The organism is Pseudomonas sp. GM25 (assembly GCF_000282255.1).
Lineage (GTDB): Bacteria > Pseudomonadota > Gammaproteobacteria > Pseudomonadales > Pseudomonadaceae > Aquipseudomonas > Aquipseudomonas aphyarum.
Window position 1 is genome coordinate 1 of sequence record NZ_AKJQ01000008.1, and the last position, 19572, is coordinate 19572.

Sequence of the window (19572 nt, forward strand, 5' to 3'; positions counted from 1 at the left end):
GAGAGTGGCGGCCGCCATCAGGCCGATGGCCCCGCGCTGCCGGGCTGGCCCGCCACACTGCGGATGACGCGACATGGCGCACTCCTTTGCCGGCGCACTGCCGGGCGCAACCTCCATTGGTGGATTTGAGTGTAGACGCGCTGCACCGACACTGCTGGCAACGCGCCAGTTTCACCCGCCCATAAAAAAAGGGAGCCATAGGCTCCCGTTTTTTTGTACAGGCTCAGCGCGGAGGGTAATTCGACAGGATCCGCGCCACCGTCTCGCGGATGGCATTGCTGCGATCCGCCGGGTTCGGCGTGCGGCTGAGCATCTGTTCGTCGCTGCCACGCCACACCAGCTTGCCGTCCTTGCCGTCGAGCAGATCGACCTGAATGGTCGCCACCTTGTAGGTGATGTTGCGGGTTTCGTTGTACATCGGCGCGCCCCAGTACCCATTCCACGGGCCACCCCAACCGCCGCCGTAGTTGGTGGTCACTTGTTGCTGACGGTCTTCGACGATCAGGTAGGTCTGCACAAACAGATCGCCTCGGGCACCCGAGGCGGCCGGGCGCAGGCCGCGTTGATCCAGTTGATCGGCGACGGCCTGACGGATGCGCTGTTCGGTCAGATCGCTCTTGATCCGTGGATCGTCGGGGCGGTATTGCAGGGCGGGGTCTTTCCAGCTCCAACTGCGGTACGCGGCAAAGTCGCGGCTGGCGTCGAAGTCATGATTGACCTGGTTGGCGGCGCAGGCACTGAGCAGTGCGGCCACGGCCAGTAAAGCGAGACGGCGGAACATGGTTTTTCTCCGGTGGAAGACATGAACCTGAGGGAGCTTTTCAATTGCAGGAAGCTAACTGGGAGGATACGCCGACATGGCCTTTTCGACAGCCTCGCGAATCGCATCGGTGCGATCACCTTGTTTGCCCTGGGTGCCGGTTTCGGCGCTGGCGCTCCAGACCGGCTGACCACTGCCGGCGTCGAACAGATCGACCCGCACCACCACGACCTGTTCCTGGTAGGTACGAACGATCGGCACCGTGTTGTACATCCCGTAGCCGCGGCCGTAACGGTCATAACCGCCGTATCCGCCGCCGTAGTAACCGTAATCGTCCTGCACCTGACGCAGACGGGTTTCCAGACTCAGGTTGGCACTGACCAGCAGATCGGCCGGGCGATTGTCATGCAGCGGGCGCAAGCCGCGCTGGTCCAGCGCACTGCTGACGGCTTCGGCCACTTGCGCCGAATCGGCCCAGGCCGTGCCCGGCGGCAGCTGACCGTTGAGCCACGCCCAGCTGCGATAGCGCCCGTAATCACGAGGGGGCGCGGGATAAGCGCTGCGGTCGAAGGTGGTCGCCGCTTGCGGGGGCGCCGGCGGCAATGGCCGCGACTGCGCCACGTAAGGGTTGCTGCCCTGACAGGCGGCCAACCCCAGACAGATCAGCAGTAACCCTGAATGACCTTTCATATCTCGCTCCGATCAGATCGGCCGGCAGATCCAGTGCAAGTAGCGCCCAAGCCCGGCGAAGCTTGGGTGACGACGGTGGGCGAGCTCCATCTCGAGCAAATCAATCAATTCGGCGCGGGCCTGGAATTCCACCGGCATGTAATCGTGAAAAACCCGCACCCCGCTCTGGGTTTCGACCTGCCACAACCCGGCGAGTTGCGTTGCCAGTTCCCGTGGATCGAGCGGCTGCTGAGGCGTCAGGCTCTGCTTCTCGCCGGCCATGTCGTTCTTGCGCATTTTCTTGAAATGGCCTTTGAGCAGGTTCCGGTAAATCAGCGCATCACGGTTGTAGAACGCCAGCGACAGCCAGCCACCGGGCTTGGTCAGCTGATGCAGCACCGGCAGGATCGCGTGGGGTTCGGCCAGCCATTCCAGCACCGCATGGCACAACACCAGGTCGTAGGGCTCGGTGAGTTGGCCAAGCAGTTCCTGCCAGGGCGCCTGAATGAACGTCGCGGTTTGCCCGGCTTCGACAAAGCGCTGACGTGCGCCTTCGAGCATCGGCTCGGCCGGCTCGGTGAAGGTCACCTCGTGCCCGCGCTCGGCCAGCCACAGCGACATGTGGCCCAGGCCGCCACCGATGTCCAGCACCCGCAACGGACGATCCGGCAAGGCTTCGGCAAGGTCGGCCTGCAGCACCGCCAAGCGGATCGCGCCTTTGGCGCCACCGTAGATTTTTTCTGCGAAACGGGTCGCCAACTGATCGAAATGACGGTCGCTCATCAGCTGAACCGCCGTTCGCTGTCGGCGAGCTTGCTGCGCACCACTTCATTCATGTCCAGCCCCAGTTCGCTGCACAGCAGCAACAGATACAGAACGATGTCGCCGACTTCCTGCCCGGCGTGGGCGAGTTTGTCCGCCGGCAATTGGCGGGACTGGTCTTCGGTCAGCCACTGGAAGATTTCCACCAGTTCGGACATTTCCACGCTGGCGGCCATGGCCAGGTTTTTCGGGCTGTGAAATTGCCGCCAGTCATTGCGGTCGCGAATGGCGTGCAGGCGTTCGGTCAGTTCAACAAGGTTCATCGGGCTCTCCTGAAGGCGTATAGCTTCGGGGGGAAGCTGCGCGAAGGCAAGGGCCAGTCGCCCGTTAAAACCCTCTATGCTTGCAGGGAACTCGACCGCACCCGCTGCGGCCCAAGGCTCAGCTCTTTCATCAGGAAACAGACATGCAGGTAGAAAGCTTTTTCGAATGGCTGGGCCAGGCGCTCGGCTCGATCATCCGCTTCATCGTCGATGGCCTCAGCGGCCTGTTCAATCTGCTGGGCAACGCCGGCGGCAACTTTGTCGACGGGCTGTCGAAGGCGCTGGGCATGGATACGTCAATCATCAGTATCATCGCGCTGATCGTCGGCCTGATGCTGTTGTGGTCGGCAATCCGCGCGTTCATGAATGCCTCGATCATTGCCGGGATCATCTGGTTGCTGCTGGGATTGTGGCTACTGAGCTGGATCATTCACTGACACCTCCCGCTACAATGCCGCTCCCCAAGGAGCCCGCATGTCCAACCTGATCGCCGACTGGCGCGACCGCCCGACCCATCGCCGGGTCTGGGCCCTCGCCGCCCCCATGATCCTCTCCAATATTTCCGTGCCGCTGGTGGCGCTGGTCGACAGCACCGTCATCGGTCACCTGCCCCACGCCCATCAACTGGGCGCAGTGGCGGTAGGCGCCAGCCTGTACACCTTTCTGGCCTGGGCCATGGGTTTTCTGCGCATGGGCACCACCGGTTTCGCCGCGCAGGCAGCCGGGCGCAGCGACGGTGCGGCCTTGCGGCAGATTCTGCTTCAGGGCCTGCTGCTGGCGATGGGGCTGGCGCTGCTGCTCGGCGCGCTGGGCGTACCTCTGAGCGGGGTCGCGCTGCACTTCATGCAACCGTCGGCGGAACTCGATCAACTGACCCGCGACTTCTTCCACACCCGGCTGTTCGGACTGCCGGCGGCGCTGGCCAGTTATGCGCTGGTGGGCTGGTTCCTCGGCACCCAGAACGCCCGGGCGCCGCTGGCGATTCTGTTGAGCACCAACCTGATCAATATCGTGCTCAACCTGTGGTTCGTTATAGGCCTGGACTGGGGCGTGGTCGGTTCGGCCCGGGCCTCGGTGATCGCCGAATGGAGCGGCGCCCTGCTCGGCCTGTGGATGACTCGCAAGGCATTGCGCGCCTACCCCGGTCACATCGCCTGGGCGGCCCTGAAGGTCTGGCAGAGCTGGCGCCCGCTGCTGGCCGTCAACCGTGACATTTTCATCCGCAGCCTGGCCCTGCAATCGGTGTTCTTCTTGATCACCGTGCAGGGCGCGCGACTCGGCGACGCCACGGTCGCGGCCAACGCGCTGCTGCTCAACGGCCTGCTGCTGACCGCCCACGCGCTGGACGGTCTGGCCCACGCCGTCGAAGCCCTGTGCGGCCACGCCATCGGCGCCCGTGATCGTCTGGCCTTGCGCCGCTCGCTGGTGGTTGCCGGCGGCTGGTCGTTGCTGGCCAGCCTGGGTTTTGCAGCACTGTTTCTGTTGGCCGGCCACTTGTTCATCGAAATGCAGACCGACATCCAGAGCGTGCGCGAGACCGCGTTCATCTACCTGCCCTACCTGGCCGTCCTGCCGCTGATCGCGGTCTGGAGCTACTTGCTCGACGGCCTGTTCATCGGTGCCACCCGCGCCCGGGAAATGCGCAACGGTATGCTGGCAACCGTGATCCTGCTGCTGCCGGTCGCCTGGGCGCTGAGAGGTCTGGGCAATCACGGCCTGTGGATATCTTTCCTGCTGTTCATGGTGCTGCGCAGCCTGACGCTCGGAGGGCTGGCGTGGTGGCTGCGGCGCACCGATGGCTGGTTCAACGGTGCCGCTCACTGAAGCGGCGTTTCACGACGGGTCGTTCAGCCAACGCCGACGCAACAGCTCAAGCCGCTCCCGTGGGGTCAATCCTTGCGGCAGCGGCGTCAGCTCGGCACGCGGATGCTGCAAACGCAGCCACAACCAGTCGTCCAGCAACGCCTGCTCGCTGAACCCCAGTTCCAGGCCTTGCTCCTGAAAGGAAGACATCAGCCGATAGTCGTTCCCTGTCGCCTGACTCCAGCGCCAGACATGCTGATCCAGCAGGCAGCGGTGCAGGCGCTCACGCTGGCGGCGGGTCAGGCTTTGCTCGATCCGCAGCGGCTCCACGGCCAGCCCCGGATTGCGCAATTGCTGCCAGCCCTGACTGCCGCCGGCCAGATCGGCCCAGGTCCCGCCGAACCAGCGCAGCCACCCGATCGGCCCGAGCCAGCAGCTCAATTGCCGGGCATCGCAGGCATCGAAAAAGTAGCTGGCGGTCTGGCGATTGTAGAAATTGAGCAGTGCCCGGTGATTCAGGCCGACAGACACGGTCAGCATCCGTTGCAAGTGTTCGCGCAATAACGGCGCTGAGGCCTCGCTGCCCAGCAGCAGCCCTTGCCAGGTCAGCGGGTCGGCGTGGCAAAGCGCCGACAGCGCTGGGCTGTCACGCAGGTCGATCAGCCAAGGGCCTTGCTCGCTGACCGGCTGGAACTCCGTACCGTCGAACAGCTTCAGGCTGTGCACACCGGCAAATCCCTGGCGTAACGTCTGCACGGCCTGTGGTGCCTGTGCGATATCCAGCAACAACCATTGAGCGCGCTGTCCGGGGGCCGCGACGCTCATCTTCCGTCGCTCGTTTTGAGCCCGGCGACCAATCGACAGCTGCACAGTGACGCCGCGCAATGCCGATAACTGCCGCCGCCCGGTATCAGGCACAACAACAATAACGGCTCGGCCGCTTTCAGCCATTGAGGCAGGCCCGCGCTCGCCAGACGCTCGGGCAGTGCTGACGGTGCATCATCCTCGATGGCTTCGGTGAGTGCCGGAACCTGCAAGACGCCGCTGATCACGGGCTGCTCTGGGTCACCTTCCAGAAAGCTCACCACCACCTCCACCCCGTCCTTCAATGATGCCATCGGCGTATCGGCCAACGCCGGAGCCAGCGGCAGCCAGCAATGGCTGGGGCGGGCCCCTTCTCCCTGATAGAGCCAGTCAAACTGAACGGCCACCGGCCGCACGGCATCCGGTTGCACCTCCTCGACCGACACCACCCACGCACGTTGCGGGCTGCACATGCGCGCACCCCGGTATTCAACGGATGATCGGGGCCGCGGCAACTGGTCAGCGGCAAAGATCCGATTGCTGTAGGGCGGCTCGAGGGACTGATCGGCCCGATGTTCGATTCGGCTCACCAGCCAGTGCGCATTCGCGTCTGCCAGGGGCTGGCCGGAAATCGTCAGCCAGTGACCACTGCGCAGGGTTGGCGAATCGGAGTGCCCCTGCGCCGTGCGTGTCCGCCGCGAGCCTGCTGCATGCAGGCGCGCGTGTTCGCCCAGTTGCCAGCGGCTCACATCCTCGCCCTCACATCGCAGGTTCCCGGCGCGTGGCAGTCGAGCCGGGTCATCCCCGAACACCAGGCAATGCCCCCTGCCCCCATGTTCGAAGTGATAGTGAATGCGTGCCTGGCCGCACAACCGCTGCACCAATTCCAGATCCGACTCGCCGTACTGGGTGCAGAACGTGCGGGGCGGATAGGCGTCCTGCAAATCAAACCGGCGCCCGTTGCCACTGATGCCGTGCTCCCTGAGCACCTGATCAAGTATCTGCGGTATCGAAAGATCACTGAAGATGCGCTGGCTGTAACGCAGGCCCAGGCAGCTCAGCCGCGGCCCGAGCCGCGCCCGGAACAACCGGGCACCGCGCCCCTGTTCATGCTGGACAAGACTGTGCAACTGCCCGTGAACACCATTGCCGCAAGGCCCGAAACACAGGCGCGCCGAACGATACATCAGGCCGGCAAGATCCAGATGCGGATCATCGACCAGCACGTCGATCTCGAATGAAAAAGGCTCGCTGATGGCTTCGCAACCCGTGAATGCCAGGACTTCAAGCGAGTCGGAAAGGCCCGCTACATCGAGACGAAACGACGGCTCGTCGGGTGGATCGAACATGGGGGGATTCTCTACAGGGGGGCGGGCGGGGATTCTCGCCGAGACCCATGGCCGAGTAGAGGGCCGAACTACAAATTCGGAAATGACCTACGCGAAAAGCAGACGACGTCACTTTGCTCGCCTGGAAGCAAGCCGTTTCGCGAAGAGAAAAAGAAGCGTCTCACCTGATTGTCTGAAACGTCCGCGGTGAGCGGAACAATTTCAGACAACCCGATGAAAGCGGAACTTGGCCTCAGGAAGACAGGTAGGAGGAGCGGGTCAGACCCAGGCGCAATGCATCGAGGAACTGGGTGCGCTCGCTGGCGCTGATGCGGGCACTGGCGCACTTGTCGCGGTAGTGGGTCATCAGCTCTTCCGGCGACAGGTGCACGTAGCGCAGCATGTCTTCGATGGTGTCGTGGGTTTCAATACCGGCGTGGTACACGCTGCCGTCGGCGTTCTGGTAGATGTTCACCGAGTCGGTGTCACCGAACAGGTTGTGCATGTCGCCGAGGATTTCCTGATAGGCGCCGACCAGGAACACGCCCAGCAGGTAGTCTTCACCTTCGTTCAGCGCGTGCACCGGCAGGCTGGTCTCGATGCTCTGCTCATCGACGTACTGATTGATCTTGCCATCGGAGTCGCAGGTCAGGTCTTGCAGAACGGCACGACGCAGCGGCTCTTCGTCGAGACGGTGCAGCGGGATGATCGGCAGGACCTGATCGATCGCCCAGGTGTCCGGCAGGCTCTGGAACACCGAGAAGTTGCAGATGTACTTGTCGGCCAGCTTGTCGTTGAGTTCGTCCAGCACTTGGCGGTGCGAACGCTGACGCGCTTTCAGCGAGTTGTGCAGGCGGCGGCATACGGCGAAGTAGCATTGTTCGGCCAGGGCTTTCTCGGCCAGGGTCAGTTTGCCGTCGGCGTACTGGGCGGCCACGTCGCTCATGTAGTGGGTAGCGCGCCAGTAGGTTTCGGTGACCATTTCAATGTCGGTCGGGCCGAGCAGGTCAACCAGCCACTGCACGGTTTCCGGCAGCGCTTCCTTGTTCTCGATCTGTGGCACGTCGTCGTTGTGCTTCTCGACGTCGGTCACCTGCACCACCAGCATCGCGTGGTGCGCGGTCAGCGAGCGGCCGCTTTCGGAGAAGATGTGCGGATGCGGCAAGGCCTGCGCGTCGCAGAACTCCTTGAGCATGCCGACCACGACACCGGCGTAGTCATCCATGTCGTAGTTGATCGAACTGGCGTTGCGCGAGTGGGTACCGTCGTAGTCGACGCCCAGGCCGCCACCGACGTCGATGTGATCGACCGGCAGACCGAGGTTGCGCAGCTCGCCGTAGTAACGGATCGCTTCCTTGAAGCCGTGCTGGTAGTCAGCGAGGTTGGCGATCTGCGAACCCATATGGAAGTGCAGCAGGCGGATGCCCTGATCCAGGCCCGCCGCGTGGAAGCGCTCGACCACGGACAGCAGTTGCGCCGCCGACAGGCCGAACTTGGATTTCTCACCACCGGTGTCCGCCCACTTCGACGACGCCAGCGACGACAGACGCACGCGCAGGCCGACCTGCGGCTTGACCTTCAGCGACGCCGCTTCTTCTATCACCAGACCGACTTCGGATTCTTTCTCGATCACGATGAACACGTTGTGACCGAGCTTCTGGCCCATCAGCGCCAGGCGGATGAACTCGCGGTCCTTGTAACCGTTGCAGACGATGGTGCCGCCCTTCGGCGCCAGCGCCAGCACCGCCAGCAGCTCAGGCTTGGAGCCGGCTTCCAGACCGATGGAAACGTTCTGGGTGGCGATGATGTTTTCGATCACCGCTTCCTGCTGGTTGACCTTGATCGGGTACAGCGCGGTGTATTTGCTCTGGTATTCCAGACGCTCGATGTTCGCATCGAAAGCGCCGGTCAGCTGACGGACGCGGTCTTGCAGGATGTCGGGGAAACGCACCAGCAGCGGCAGGGACAAGCCACTCTTGCGCAACTGGTCGACTTGTTCGAACAGATCGATAGGCGAGCTGCTCGGGCCGTTCGGACGAACTTCGACGCGACCGGCGTCATTGATCGCGAAATACCCGGCCCCCCAATGGCGAATCCCGTAAACACTGCGGCTGTCCGCAACTGTCCATTGGCTGCCATCGTCTTTGCGTGTGCGTCGTACGGACATCGAAGTCCCCTATAAAGAAGTCATAGTGCGTCGCCTGATCTCAGGCCGGCGCAGTCTAAAGAATGAAAATGACGGTTCGTCAGCGGGGCGGTAGACCGCGCTGACAGCGTTGAGTTTAGAAACCGGTCATGAACAGGCTCTGTGAAAACCATGGAAACGACGTCAGACCCAGGGACTCTGGAGCTGAATCAAGCCGCCGGTGGGTTTCACAGAGGCTGCTAGCCGCCGGACTTCTTCGCCTTGAAACCGTGCTTGACCAACTCGGCCAGGAGCAGCTCGACATGGTCGCCCTGAATCTCGATGATCCCGTCTTTCAACGCACCGCCGGTGCCGCAACGTTTCTTCAACGTTGTCGCCAGCTCCTTGAGTGCGTCTTCGGCCAAGGGCACGCCGGTGATGGTGGTCACCGTCTTGCCGCCACGGCCCTTGCTCTCGCGGCGCACGCGGGCAATGCCGTCGCCGGCCGGGATCACGGTTTGTTTGCAGATACAGGCGTCCACCGGCTTGCTGCATTCCGGGCAATGACGACCTGCGTCGGTGGAAAATACCAGGCCGCCCAGGGCGGCGAAGGATGCGGCTTTTTTGGCCACCGGCAATCCTCTCGGGAGGACAAAGACTGATCGCAGCCTTGGGCAAGGCTATCGACCGCGAAGCCCCACTCAGGCAGGGGCAGCGCTACTGTGCCATGAGCTCCTGAAAGCGGGCCGGCACAGCTTGAAAAGGTCGCGCAGTGTAACGGCAAAAACGCCGATTGCTAAGTGCCAATCGGCGCCAATTTATGTGTTCTTTGCGACGTCGCTTTGCTGAGCCTTCAGATAGCGTTTCAACGCGGCCAGAGAGTCCGGGCAATAAGGCTTTTGCTGGATTTCCAGCATGACCTGCTCGACCGGAATGAAGCGCGCTTCGAGCACTTCCTCAGGCTGCAGGATCAGCGGCCCGTCCCACACTGCTGAAAACGCCGAACACCAGAGGCGATTGCCGGTGTCTTCGAAGTAGAAATGGTCGTGGGCCGTCAGCTCGACGCCGCTCACTCCCAACTCTTCCTCCAGTTCACGGGCCGCCGACTCGGCGTAAGTCTCGTTCGCCTGCACCATACCGCCTGCCGCCACGTCCCAGTAACCGGGATAGATGGCTTTGCTCAACGTACGCCGATGCACGCAGAGTTCACCGGCGGAGTTGAACAGCATGATGTAGGTGCCACGGCCGATCAGCCCGCGCTCGCGCAGGTCGGAGCGCACCAGGGCGCCGAGCAGGTTGTCCTGCTCGTCGACCCAGGCGATCTGTTCGGCATCCGAGGCGGCGCGATGGGCCGCCTCTTTGGCGCTCTCGTCCATGACTCAGCCCTGATTGAGCAGTTGACGCAAATCGATCACGGCGGCGTTGGCCCGGGAAATATAGTTGGCCATGACCAGCGAGTGGTTGGCCAGCACACCAAAGCCGCTGCCATTGAGGATCATCGGGCTCCAGACCGGCTCCTGAGACGCCTCCAGCTCACGAATGATCTGACGCACGCTGACGGTCGCGTTCTTCTTCGCCAGCACGTCGGCGAAATCGACCTCGATCGCGCGCAACAGGTGCGACAGCGCCCAGGCCTGGCCGCGGGCTTCGTAGAACACGTTGTCGATCTGCATCCACGGAGTCTCGACGACTTCCTCGTCGACCTGCGGCACTTCACCCACCGCCGGCACTTCGGTTTTCAGCGCGGTGTTGAGCTTGACCCGGCCAACGCTGGCCGACAGGCGTTGCGACAGCGAACCGAGACGGGTGCCGACATCGCCCAGCCAGTTGTTCAGGTTGTCGGCGCGGGCGTAGAAGAGCGCGTTTTTCTGGGTCGGGTCGGACAGGCGAGCCTGATAACGGCTCAGGGAATTGATGCCTTCCTGATATTCCGACTCGCTGGACGGCAGGATCCAGCTCTTGTTGTCGAAGTTGAAGCGCGGCTCGGCCTTGGCCAGGTCGGCGTCTTCAGCCGATTGCGACTGCGAACGAGCGAAATCCTTGCGCAGGGCACGAGTCAGGTCGCGCACCTGCACCAGCACGCCGTATTCCCAGCTCGGCATGTTGTCCATCCACAGGCCCGGCGGGAAACGGTCGTTGGAAATGTAGCCGCCCGGCTTGTCGAGCAACGTGCCGGCAACGGTTTTCAGGGTTTCGACGGTGGTGTAGCCAACCACCATCTGCTTGCCCTCTTTCTCGGCGGCAACCTGGGCGTTCTGCGCCACGGGAAACAGCGCCGGCTCCTGGCTCCAGTACCAGCCAAGGGCAATAGTCACCAACAAGTAAATGGCGACCAGCGTGGCCAGCGCCCGGCTGAACAACAGCCCGCCGACATAGCTGCGGGCGGCCGACTTGGGCTCGGCGGCACGTTCAGGCGCGCTGCCCGCGCGGTTCTTCCAGTCCAGCATGGCGATATCCTTTCAATCTTGGGTTCAACGGTTCGACCACAACCATACAACAACGTGCCTCGACCGGGCACCCGTCAATATTGACAGGCGTTGTCTCGCCACCCGACACGAGGCCTGTGCAGATCACCCTAAGGGATTCCCCGATAGCGGATTCATCGCCATTTCGCCGCCAATACCCGTAACGCGACAGCACAAACACCCTGCTCCACCTTTCTCATCCTCCGATAAACTCACCGGCATTCAGATCGGCAAATGCCCGGTAGATGGGGACTTCCCCGACGATCAGGTTCAAATTGAAACCCGGCAGTCAGAAACTGAATGATGCCGTACCGCAGATTATTGACGTACGACACTCATGTAAGGGAAAAGAGGTGCTAGCATAGAGCCACCAGTCGATCTCAGCATGCACCCTAACTAGTAGTCAGGATATGACCGAGCCAGAAGACCCCAGCCGTGAGCGCCTCAAGCACCACTTTGCCCAGCGGGTAATTCATCAGGCACGTCAGATTCTTGAGATATGGCAGCGCCTGCAACGCAGTGAGTGGTCCACTGCCGATCTCGCCGAACTGAGCGAGGCCAATCTGCGCCTGCTGCGTTTTGCCGAGCGCTTCGAACAGCCCGAACACACGCAGCTGGCCCGCCACATCAGCCAGTCGCTGGAAGCGGTAGATGCCAATCGCGGACGCCTGAGCAGCGGCCTGATCACCGATCTCAACCGTTTGATGCAGCGCCTGTCACGCACCGGCCTGCGCCATGGCGATCAGCTCGATCAGACCTTCCTGCCGCCCCTGCGCAAACCGATCTACGTGATGCTGCAGGATCACGACCGCGCCGAGCGGCTGGCCAAACAGCTGGAGTTTTTCGGCTTGAGCGCCCAGGCGCTGGACAGCGTGTCGGCGTTTCGCTCGTCGATGGTCGAGCGCCTGCCGGCCGCGATCGTCATGGACGTGGATTTCAGCGGTGCCGGCGTCGGCCTGAAACTCGCCGCCGAGGCCCAGCAAGGCCTGGAAGAACCGTTGCCGCTGCTGTTCTTCAGCCTGCACGAAACCGACACCCCGACCCGCCTCGCGGCGGTGCGCGCCGGTGGCCAGGAATTTCTCACTGGCACTCTCGAAGCCTCGAGCCTGCTGGAGAAGATCGAGGTCCTGACCTGCGTCGCCCAGTACGAACCCTATAAAGTGCTGATCATCGACGACTCCCGCGCCCAGGCCCTGCACACCGAACGCCTGCTCAACAGCGCCGGGATCGTCACCCGCACCCTGATCGAACCGATCCAGGCCATGGCCGAGCTGGCGGACTTCCAGCCGGACCTGATCATCCTCGACATGTACATGCCGGCCTGCACCGGCACCGAACTGGCCAAGGTCATCCGCCACAACGACCGCTATGTCAGCGTGCCGATCATTTACCTGTCCGCCGAGGACGATCTGGACAAGCAGCTCGATGCCATGAGCGAAGGCGGCGATGACTTCCTGACCAAGCCGATCAAGCCGCGTCACCTGATCACCACCGTGCGCAACCGCGCCGCCCGCGCGCGCAACTTGAAAGCACGGATGGTCCGCGACAGCCTCACCGGCCTGTACAACCACACGCACATTCTGCAATTGCTCGAAGACTGCTCGTTCCGCGCCCGCCGCGAGAACAAGCCGTTGAGCTTTGCGATGCTCGACATCGACCACTTCAAACGGGTCAACGACAGCCACGGCCACCCCATGGGCGACCGGGTGATCAAGAGCCTGGCGCTGTTCCTCAAGCAGCGTCTGCGCAAGACCGATTTCATCGGCCGTTACGGCGGCGAAGAATTCGCCATCGTCATGCCGGACACCGATATAGAAGCGGCGCACAAAGTGCTCGACGAAATCCGCCAGCGCTTTGCCGAGATCCACTATCCGGCCCAGCCGCAGGATCTGTGGTGCACCTTCAGCGCCGGCGTGGTGGAAATGCGCGACGACTCCGACAGCCTGATGATGGCCAGCCAGGCCGACGAGGCGCTGTATCGCGCCAAGGGCGAAGGACGCAATCGGGTGCAGACCGCGCGTGACTCAAAGCAAAGTGCCACTTTTTCATCGGATTCGACCCAATCGGTCATAACCCTGTAACAGAACCGCAATAAATTCAGGCGCTTACCATTCTGCCGTTGGTAGCCGTCATGCGCCTGAAGTTGCTCACCAATCTCAATACTCTGTTGCTGGTCGCCGTCTGCGTGGCCCTCGGCGCCACGCTGTGGTGGTCGCAGAAAGCCCTGGAACGCCCGTATCTGTTGATGGAGCGTTACCTGGGGCTGTCGCAGCAATTTCAGAATGACGTGGCACGCAATGTCGAGGATTACCTCGCCAGCGGCGACGCCCTGCGCCTGAGCAGCGCCAGTCAGGCCATCGATCAGTTGCAGAAAGAACTCGGCGAGCTGCCGCCGGCGCTGGCCGACACCTTGCGCCCGAGCCTCACCGGCCTCGATGAATTCAGCAAGACCGACCTGCTGGCCGCCGGCAAACTGGCCGGCGATCCACAGGCGCTGCTGTTGCAGGCCGAGCGGGAATTGAGCGCCAGCCTAGATCAACTCAGCACCTACGCCGGCGGCAACGCGACCTATCTCACGCCTCTACTGATCGCCTCTCAACATCTGGGCAAACTGTCGCTGGCCCGGGACAAACTGGTCAGCAGCGGACGCAGTGAACTGGCCGCCGATGTCGAACGCGAAGTCAGCAACATCCGCGCCCAAGCCCAGACGATCGATGCCCTGCCCTTGCTCGGCGTGGTCGCCAGCAGTGAATCAGGCAGCGACGATTTCGCCGCGATGATGGGCATCGAAAGTACAGAAAAAGCCGCTGCCGAAGATGCCGGCGTCGGCCTCAAACGCGAGCTCAACAGTTTGCTCGGCCGTTACCCGGCCGAGCTGGCGCGCACCCGCGATCAGATCCAGAAACGCACCGATCTGAGCACCGCGACCCACCAGAAAATCGCCGCCGTGCAGCAAGCCATCGCCGGTCTCGAACCGGTGGTGCGCGCCCAGCACGGACAGATCCAGGGCGAAGTCCGCCTGATGCAAGGCGTGATGATCGGCCTGATTCTGCTGATCGCGCTGCTGATCGACACCCTGCAACGGCGCCTGGCCCGCACCCTGACCAACCTCGCGCCAGCGCTGTCGACCTGGGCCGAAGGCGATTTCAGCCGCGACATTCATCTGGGCAAGACCAACCGCGAACTGCACGACATCGAAGCCTCGCTCAATCGTCTGCGTGCCTATCTGGTGGATCTGGTCGGGACGATTCGCGGCAATGCCGAGCAGGTGGCGGGCAGCAGTCGCACCCTCGCCGAACTGAGCAATGACTTGCACAGCGGCGCCGAACATCAGGCCGGCGATACCGCGCTGATCCGTGATTCCCTCGGCGAACTGGAAGCGACCATCCAGCAAGTGGCCGGCGATGCGCGCCAGGCCGCCGACGCCAGTCGTCATGCCGGGCTAGCCGTCGAACACGGGCAACAGGTGATCGGCCAGAGCCTCACCGGTCTGCACGCGTTGGTCGGCGAAGTGCAAGGCAATGCGCAGATGATCGAACACCTGGCCGAAGAGTCGGCAACCATCGGCGGCGTGCTGACGGTGATCCGCTCGATTGCCGACCAGACCAACCTGCTGGCGCTCAACGCGGCGATCGAAGCCGCCCGCGCCGGGGAGATGGGTCGCGGCTTCGCCGTGGTGGCCGAGGAAGTGCGCTCACTGGCGCAGCGAACCGCCGGCGCCACCGCGGAAATCCAGACCCTGATCGCCGGCCTGCAAACCGCCGCCCGGCAATCGGTCGAAGGCATGCGCGCGCAGGTCGAACACGCCGAGGCCACGGCCAATCAGGCGCAATCGGCGGACGGTGCGCTGGACAAGATTGTCGGGGCGATCCAGACCATCTCCGACACCGCGATCCGCATCGCCGACATCACCGCGCAACAGAGCGGCGCGGTCAGCGAGATCCGCGATCACAGCGAGCGGATTCACCAATTGGGAGGGGACAATCTGCTGCGCATCGGTCAGGGCCGCGAGCAGGGCGAGAACCTGCTGTTACTGGGCGGTCAGCTGCACACTGCCGTGCAAGCCTTTCGCGTCTGACAGATGGCTATCGCGAGCAGGCTCGCTCCCACATTGGAATACATACCCACTGTGGGAGCGAGCCTGCTCGCGATGGGGCCAGACGAGTCAACGCAAGAACCTGCCAATCGGCACTCCGTCCGCTATCATTCCCGCACCTTTGATTCGCGAGATTGTCATGCGCCGTCTGCTCTGCCTGCTGTTTTTCGTCTTCGCCCTGCCGGCCGGCGCCGCCGGTCTGTTCGACAGCAAACCCAGCGCCACGCTGGGCTCGGTCAACAACAGCGCCGATTTCCTGCCGGTACGCGAAGCCTTTCAACTGAGCCTGGTCGAGAGCACGCCGCAATCGGTCAAACTGCGCTTCGTCGCCACCGAAGGCTATTACCTCTACCGCCATCGTTTCCAGTTTCGGGCCGAGCCTGCCGAGGTGAAACTCGGTGCCGCACAACTGCCCCAGGGCGAACAGAAACACGACGAGTATTTTGGCGACGTCGAGGTCTATCACGGCATTCTCGATGTGGAGCTACCGCGTAACGATTCCCGAGCCTTCACGCTGGCCGTCACCTATCAGGGCTGTGCCGACAAGGGTTTGTGCTATCCGCCGGAAACCGAACGCCTGAGCATCGAGGGCAACGCAGCGGCGAATGACGCGTCCGCTCCGGTGACGGGTTGGGACTGGCGTGATCTGGCGCTGTTTTTCCTGGCGGGCCTGGGCTTGACCTTCACGCCTTGTGTATTGCCGATGCTGCCGATCCTGTCTGGCGTGGTGTTGCGCGGGCAGGTCGGCGGTTTGCGCGGCTTCAATCTGTCGCTCGCTTATGTGCTGCCGATGGCTGCGTGCTTTGCGCTGCTCGGGGCCTTGATGGGGCTGTTCGGCGCGCAACTGAATTTGCAGGCGCGGTTGCAATCGGCGTGGGTGCTGGTGCCGTTTGCGATGTTCTTTGCGGTGTTCGCGCTGGCGATGTTCGGCGTGTTCGAGCTGAAACTGCCGCACTTCATCAGCAGCCGCCTCGACCGGATCGCCGGGCGCACCGAAGGCGGCTCGCTGTGGGGCGCGGCGGTGTTGGGTGTGGTGTCGAGTCTGCTGGTATCCCCGTGTGTTTCCGCCCCGCTGGCCGGCGCGCTGCTTTATATAAGCGCCAGCGGCGATGCGCTGGGCGGTGGCCTGAAGCTGTTCATGCTCGGGCTGGGCATGGGCGCGCCGCTGTTGCTGGTGGCTACCGGCGGCGCGGCGTGGCTGCCGAAAAGCGGGCCGTGGATGATGTACGTGAAGAACGGCATCGGCGTGTTGCTGCTCGGGTTGGCCATCGGTTTGCTCAGCCGGGTGTTGCCGGGGCAGATCACCTTGCTGCTGATCGGCCTGCTGGCCGGCGGTGTCGGCCTGTTCCTCGGCGCTCTGGAATTCGTCTACAAACCGCCGCGCAAACGGCTCGGCCAGTTGCTCGGCATGTTCCTGCTGTTTTATGCGCTGGCCTGCTGGTACGGCGCGTTCAGCGGCCAGACCGACCCGCTGAATCCGATAGCCCCGGCACGCCTTGCGGACAGCGGCTCGACCGCGCAAAACAGCGGCTCGTGGCAGACCGTCAGCACCCCGGCGGAACTGGATCGGGTGCTGCTCGAAGCGAAAACCGCCGGCACCCCGTTGCTGCTCGACTGGTACGCCGACTGGTGCATCAGCTGCAAAGTCATCGAACACGAAGTGCTCAATGACGCCACGGTCTTGGATCGGCTCAAGGGTTACCGGCTGATCCGCTTCGACATCACCGCGAGCAATGCCGAACAGCGCACCCTGCTTGACCGCTACAGCCTGTTCGGCCCACCGGCGCTGATGTTCTTCGACAAGGAAGGGGTGGAACGTCGCGATGTGCGGGTGATCGGCGAGATCAACGCCAGCGACTTCGCCGAACGTGTCGCGAAAGCGAATGACCGGATTTAATCAGTCAGTCACATATTTTGCGCAAACATCGGACATCGTGCTGGCTATTGCAGAGAACTGGACAGTCACAAAGTCTTTGCGGCATAGTCGCCGGGTTCTGACGAAGGCTCACCCATAACAAGGAACACGCAGATGGCAACGCTACTGGTGCTGCACGGCCCCAACCTGAACCTGCTCGGCACCCGGGAACCCGGGACCTACGGGTCGACCACCCTGGCGCAGATCAATCAGGATCTGGAACGCCGCGCCCGTGAAGCCGGCCATCATCTGCTGTATCTGCAAAGCAACGCCGAGTACGAATTGATCGACCGCATCCACGCCGCACGCGGCGAGGGCGTGGACTTCATTCTGATCAACCCGGCAGCATTTACACACACAAGTGTCGCATTACGTGACGCGCTGCTGGGAGTGAGCATCCCATTCATCGAAGTGCATTTGTCCAACGTGCACAAACGCGAACCTTTCCGCCATCACTCTTACTTCTCCGATGTAGCGGTAGGAGTGATCTGCGGCCTTGGCGCCAGCGGTTATCGACTGGCCCTGGAGGCTGCACTAGAGCAGCTTGAACAACAAGCTATACGCCCCTGACCGACCCTTGGGAGTTGATGATTCATGGATATCCGTAAAGTTAAGAAACTGATCGAATTGCTGGAAGAGTCCGGCATCGACGAGCTCGAGATCAAGGAAGGCGAAGAGTCCGTACGCATCAGCCGTCACAGCAAGACCCCGGCGCAGCAGTACTACGCACCGGCTCCGATGCAGGCTCCGGCCGCTGCACCTGCCGCCGCTGCCGCTCCGGTTGCTGCTGCAGCAGCTCCGGCTGCCGCTGCTGCTCCAGCGCTGAACGGCACCGTTGCCCGTTCGCCGATGGTCGGCACCTTCTATCGCAAATCTTCGCCAACCTCGCCGTCCTTCGTTGAAGTCGGCCAGACCGTGAAAAAAGGCGACACCCTGTGCATCGTCGAAGCCATGAAGATGATGAACCACATCGAAGCTGAAACCAGCGGTGTGATCGAGTCCATCCTCGTCGAAGACGGCCAGCCGGTTGAGTACGACCAACCGCTGTTCACCATCGTTTGAACTGCGGAGAGCCTTTGATGACTGCGAAGTTGGAAAAAGTTCTGATCGCTAACCGCGGTGAGATCGCCCTGCGGATTCTGCGTGCCTGCAAAGAGATGGGCATTAAGACCGTCGCCGTTTACTCCAAGGCCGACAAAGAGCTGATGCACCTGGGTCTGGCAGACGAATCCGTCTGCATCGGCCCGGCTTCTGCCGCTCAGTCCTACCTGCACATCCCGGCCATCATCGCTGCCGCTGAAGTGACTGGCGCTACCGCCATTCACCCAGGCTACGGTTTCCTCGCGGAAAACGCTGATTTCGCCGAGCAGGTCGAGAACTCCGGCTTCGCTTTCATCGGCCCCAAAGCCGACACCATTCGCCTGATGGGCGACAAGGTATCGGCCAAGCACGCGATGATCGAAGCGGGCGTGCCAACCGTTCCAGGTTCCGACGGCCCGCTGCCGGAAGACGAGGAAACGGCACTGCGCATCGGTCGTGAAGTCGGCTACCCGGTGATCATCAAGGCCGCCGGCGGCGGTGGTGGTCGCGGCATGCGTGTGGTGCACAAGGAAGAAGACCTGATTGCCTCGGCGAAACTGACCCGCTCCGAAGCTGGCGCGGCGTTCGGCAACCCGATGGTCTATCTGGAAAAATTCCTGACCAACCCGCGCCACGTCGAAGTGCAGGTTCTGTCCGACGGCCAGGGCAACGCCATCCATCTCGGCGACCGCGATTGCTCGCTGCAACGCCGTCACCAGAAGGTTCTCGAAGAAGCGCCGGCACCGGGCATCGACGAGAACGCGCGCAAGGAAGTCCTGGCTCGCTGCGTCAAGGCGTGCATCGACATCGGCTACCGTGGCGCCGGCACCTTCGAGTTCCTGTACGAGAACGGTCGTTTCTACTTCATCGAAATGAACACCCGTGTTCAGGTGGAGCACCCGGTTTCGGAAATGGTCACCGGTATCGACATCGTCAAGGAGATGCTCAGCATCGCCGCTGGCAACAAGCTGTCGTATACCCAGGATGATGTGGTCATCCGCGGTCACTCGCTGGAATGCCGGATCAACGCCGAAGACCCGAAAACCTTCATGCCGAGCCCGGGTACGGTCAAGCATTTCCACGCTCCAGGCGGCAACGGCGTTCGCGTCGATTCGCACCTGTACAGCGGTTATGCCGTTCCGCCGAACTACGACTCGCTGATCGGCAAGCTGATCACTTACGGCGCGACCCGCGACGAAGCCATGGCCCGCATGCGCAATGCCCTGGACGAAATCGTGGTCGACGGGATCAAGACCAACATCCCGCTGCACCGTGATCTGACCCGCGACGAAGGCTTCTGCAAAGGGGGCGTGAACATTCACTACCTCGAGCACAAGCTGGCTGGCGAGAAGCACTAAGCTTCAGCCCGCACCTGACAAGGCCGCCTTCGGGCGGCTTTGTTGTTTCTGCAGGTTTCATCTGCTCACACATTCCCCGCTCCC

General features: G+C 62.6%; 18 protein-coding genes. 8 read left to right on the forward strand and 10 right to left on the reverse strand.

All coding sequences use genetic code 11. The features are described from left to right. Window positions 1-223 precede the first annotated feature (223 nt). The 4 genes from PMI24_RS02385 to PMI24_RS02400 are packed head-to-tail and all read right to left on the reverse strand — an operon-like array spanning window position 224 to window position 2514. A complete protein-coding gene (locus PMI24_RS02385) occupies window positions 224-781 on the reverse strand; it encodes a DUF4136 domain-containing protein (protein ID WP_007951006.1) in 558 nt (185 codons plus the stop codon). Between the two features lie 54 nt (window positions 782-835). Then, a complete protein-coding gene (locus PMI24_RS02390) occupies window positions 836-1450 on the reverse strand; it encodes a DUF4136 domain-containing protein (protein WP_007951007.1) in 615 nt (204 codons plus the stop codon). 12 nt (window positions 1451-1462) lie between these two features. Next, window positions 1463-2212, reverse strand: a complete 750-nt coding sequence (locus tag PMI24_RS02395) for a methyltransferase (protein WP_007951008.1) — start codon at window positions 2210-2212, stop codon at window positions 1463-1465. Beyond that, entirely contained in the window at window positions 2212-2514 is a 303-nt protein-coding gene (locus PMI24_RS02400) for a MazG-like family protein (RefSeq protein ID WP_007951009.1), read from the reverse strand. The genes PMI24_RS02395 and PMI24_RS02400 overlap by 1 nt, the downstream gene beginning before the upstream one ends. Before the next feature lie 143 nt (window positions 2515-2657). Between PMI24_RS02400 and PMI24_RS02405 the strand changes: the two genes are divergently transcribed. Together PMI24_RS02405 and PMI24_RS02410 are read left to right on the forward strand one after the other, a co-directional pair. Next, window positions 2658-2951 carry a hypothetical protein gene (locus PMI24_RS02405; RefSeq protein ID WP_007951010.1) on the forward strand — a complete coding sequence of 98 codons (294 nt, stop codon included), beginning with the start codon at window positions 2658-2660 and terminating at the stop codon, window positions 2949-2951. 37 nt (window positions 2952-2988) lie between these two features. Further along, window positions 2989-4338 carry an MATE family efflux transporter gene (locus tag PMI24_RS02410; protein ID WP_007951011.1) on the forward strand — a complete coding sequence of 450 codons (1350 nt, stop codon included), beginning with the start codon at window positions 2989-2991 and terminating at the stop codon, window positions 4336-4338. Between the two features lie 9 nt (window positions 4339-4347). Here the strand turns inward: PMI24_RS02410 and PMI24_RS02415 are convergent, their stop codons facing one another. The 6 genes from PMI24_RS02415 to PMI24_RS02440 form a co-directional block, all read right to left on the reverse strand. Further along, entirely contained in the window at window positions 4348-5142 is a 795-nt protein-coding gene (locus tag PMI24_RS02415) for a DUF4123 domain-containing protein (RefSeq protein WP_007951012.1), read from the reverse strand. Beyond that, window positions 5139-6470, reverse strand: a complete 1332-nt coding sequence (locus PMI24_RS02420; protein WP_007951013.1) for a type VI secretion system Vgr family protein — start codon at window positions 6468-6470, stop codon at window positions 5139-5141. Before PMI24_RS02420 ends, PMI24_RS02415 begins: the two co-directional genes overlap by 4 nt. A 232-nt stretch (window positions 6471-6702) precedes the next feature. Further along, window positions 6703-8616, reverse strand: a complete 1914-nt coding sequence (gene speA, locus PMI24_RS02425) for an arginine decarboxylase (protein WP_007951015.1) — start codon at window positions 8614-8616, stop codon at window positions 6703-6705. A gap of 218 nt (window positions 8617-8834) precedes the next feature. Beyond that, window positions 8835-9206: a translation initiation factor Sui1 gene (locus tag PMI24_RS02430; protein WP_007951016.1), complete on the reverse strand. Its 372-nt coding sequence runs from the start codon at window positions 9204-9206 to the stop codon at window positions 8835-8837. A 186-nt stretch (window positions 9207-9392) separates the two neighbouring features. Then, complete coding sequence (locus PMI24_RS02435) at window positions 9393-9950, reverse strand: NUDIX hydrolase (protein WP_007951017.1); 558 nt, start codon at window positions 9948-9950, stop codon at window positions 9393-9395. A gap of 3 nt (window positions 9951-9953) precedes the next feature. Further along, the gene (locus tag PMI24_RS02440) at window positions 9954-11021 is read right to left on the reverse strand and encodes a DUF2333 family protein (protein WP_007951018.1); all 1068 of its coding nucleotides are present in this window, start codon (window positions 11019-11021) and stop codon (window positions 9954-9956) included. Between the two features lie 428 nt (window positions 11022-11449). On the opposite strand from PMI24_RS02440, the gene gcbA reads away from it, so the two are divergent. The 6 genes from gcbA (at window position 11450) to accC (ending at window position 19488) form a co-directional block, all read left to right on the forward strand. Beyond that, window positions 11450-13120, forward strand: coding sequence for a diguanylate cyclase GcbA (gcbA, locus tag PMI24_RS02445; protein WP_007951019.1), 1671 nt, complete (start codon window positions 11450-11452; stop codon window positions 13118-13120). Between the two features lie 953 nt (window positions 13121-14073). Then, on the forward strand, window positions 14074-15117 hold the full coding sequence (locus PMI24_RS29670) for a methyl-accepting chemotaxis protein (RefSeq protein ID WP_371857702.1): 1044 nt from the start codon (window positions 14074-14076) through the stop codon (window positions 15115-15117). A gap of 157 nt (window positions 15118-15274) precedes the next feature. Beyond that, window positions 15275-17032 carry a protein-disulfide reductase DsbD gene (locus PMI24_RS02455; RefSeq protein ID WP_007951021.1) on the forward strand — a complete coding sequence of 586 codons (1758 nt, stop codon included), beginning with the start codon at window positions 15275-15277 and terminating at the stop codon, window positions 17030-17032. Between the two features lie 132 nt (window positions 17033-17164). Then, window positions 17165-17620, forward strand: a complete 456-nt coding sequence (gene aroQ, locus PMI24_RS02460) for a type II 3-dehydroquinate dehydratase (RefSeq protein ID WP_007951022.1) — start codon at window positions 17165-17167, stop codon at window positions 17618-17620. A 24-nt stretch (window positions 17621-17644) separates the two neighbouring features. Continuing rightward, complete coding sequence (accB, locus tag PMI24_RS02465) at window positions 17645-18112, forward strand: acetyl-CoA carboxylase biotin carboxyl carrier protein (protein WP_007951023.1); 468 nt, start codon at window positions 17645-17647, stop codon at window positions 18110-18112. A gap of 17 nt (window positions 18113-18129) precedes the next feature. Beyond that, on the forward strand, window positions 18130-19488 hold the full coding sequence (gene accC / locus PMI24_RS02470) for an acetyl-CoA carboxylase biotin carboxylase subunit (protein WP_007951024.1): 1359 nt from the start codon (window positions 18130-18132) through the stop codon (window positions 19486-19488). The last annotated feature ends 84 nt before the right edge of the window (window positions 19489-19572 follow it).

Coding starts and splice junctions, on each gene's coding strand:
- PMI24_RS02385 (WP_007951006.1), bottom strand. CDS start 781: ATGTTCCGCCGTCTCGCTTTACTGGCCGTGGCCGCACTGCTCAGTGCC.
- PMI24_RS02390 (WP_007951007.1), bottom strand. CDS start 1,450: ATGAAAGGTCATTCAGGGTTACTGCTGATCTGTCTGGGGTTGGCCGCC.
- PMI24_RS02395 (WP_007951008.1), bottom strand. CDS start 2,212: ATGAGCGACCGTCATTTCGATCAGTTGGCGACCCGTTTCGCAGAAAAA.
- PMI24_RS02400 (WP_007951009.1), bottom strand. CDS start 2,514: ATGAACCTTGTTGAACTGACCGAACGCCTGCACGCCATTCGCGACCGC.
- PMI24_RS02405 (WP_007951010.1), top strand. CDS start 2,658: ATGCAGGTAGAAAGCTTTTTCGAATGGCTGGGCCAGGCGCTCGGCTCG.
- PMI24_RS02410 (WP_007951011.1), top strand. CDS start 2,989: ATGTCCAACCTGATCGCCGACTGGCGCGACCGCCCGACCCATCGCCGG.
- PMI24_RS02415 (WP_007951012.1), bottom strand. CDS start 5,142: ATGAGCGTCGCGGCCCCCGGACAGCGCGCTCAATGGTTGTTGCTGGAT.
- PMI24_RS02420 (WP_007951013.1), bottom strand. CDS start 6,470: ATGTTCGATCCACCCGACGAGCCGTCGTTTCGTCTCGATGTAGCGGGC.
- speA (WP_007951015.1), bottom strand. CDS start 8,616: ATGTCCGTACGACGCACACGCAAAGACGATGGCAGCCAATGGACAGTT.
- PMI24_RS02435 (WP_007951017.1), bottom strand. CDS start 9,950: ATGGACGAGAGCGCCAAAGAGGCGGCCCATCGCGCCGCCTCGGATGCC.
- PMI24_RS02440 (WP_007951018.1), bottom strand. CDS start 11,021: ATGCTGGACTGGAAGAACCGCGCGGGCAGCGCGCCTGAACGTGCCGCC.
- gcbA (WP_007951019.1), top strand. CDS start 11,450: ATGACCGAGCCAGAAGACCCCAGCCGTGAGCGCCTCAAGCACCACTTT.
- PMI24_RS29670 (WP_371857702.1), top strand. CDS start 14,074: ATGATCGGCCTGATTCTGCTGATCGCGCTGCTGATCGACACCCTGCAA.
- PMI24_RS02455 (WP_007951021.1), top strand. CDS start 15,275: ATGCGCCGTCTGCTCTGCCTGCTGTTTTTCGTCTTCGCCCTGCCGGCC.
- aroQ (WP_007951022.1), top strand. CDS start 17,165: ATGGCAACGCTACTGGTGCTGCACGGCCCCAACCTGAACCTGCTCGGC.
- accB (WP_007951023.1), top strand. CDS start 17,645: ATGGATATCCGTAAAGTTAAGAAACTGATCGAATTGCTGGAAGAGTCC.
- accC (WP_007951024.1), top strand. CDS start 18,130: ATGACTGCGAAGTTGGAAAAAGTTCTGATCGCTAACCGCGGTGAGATC.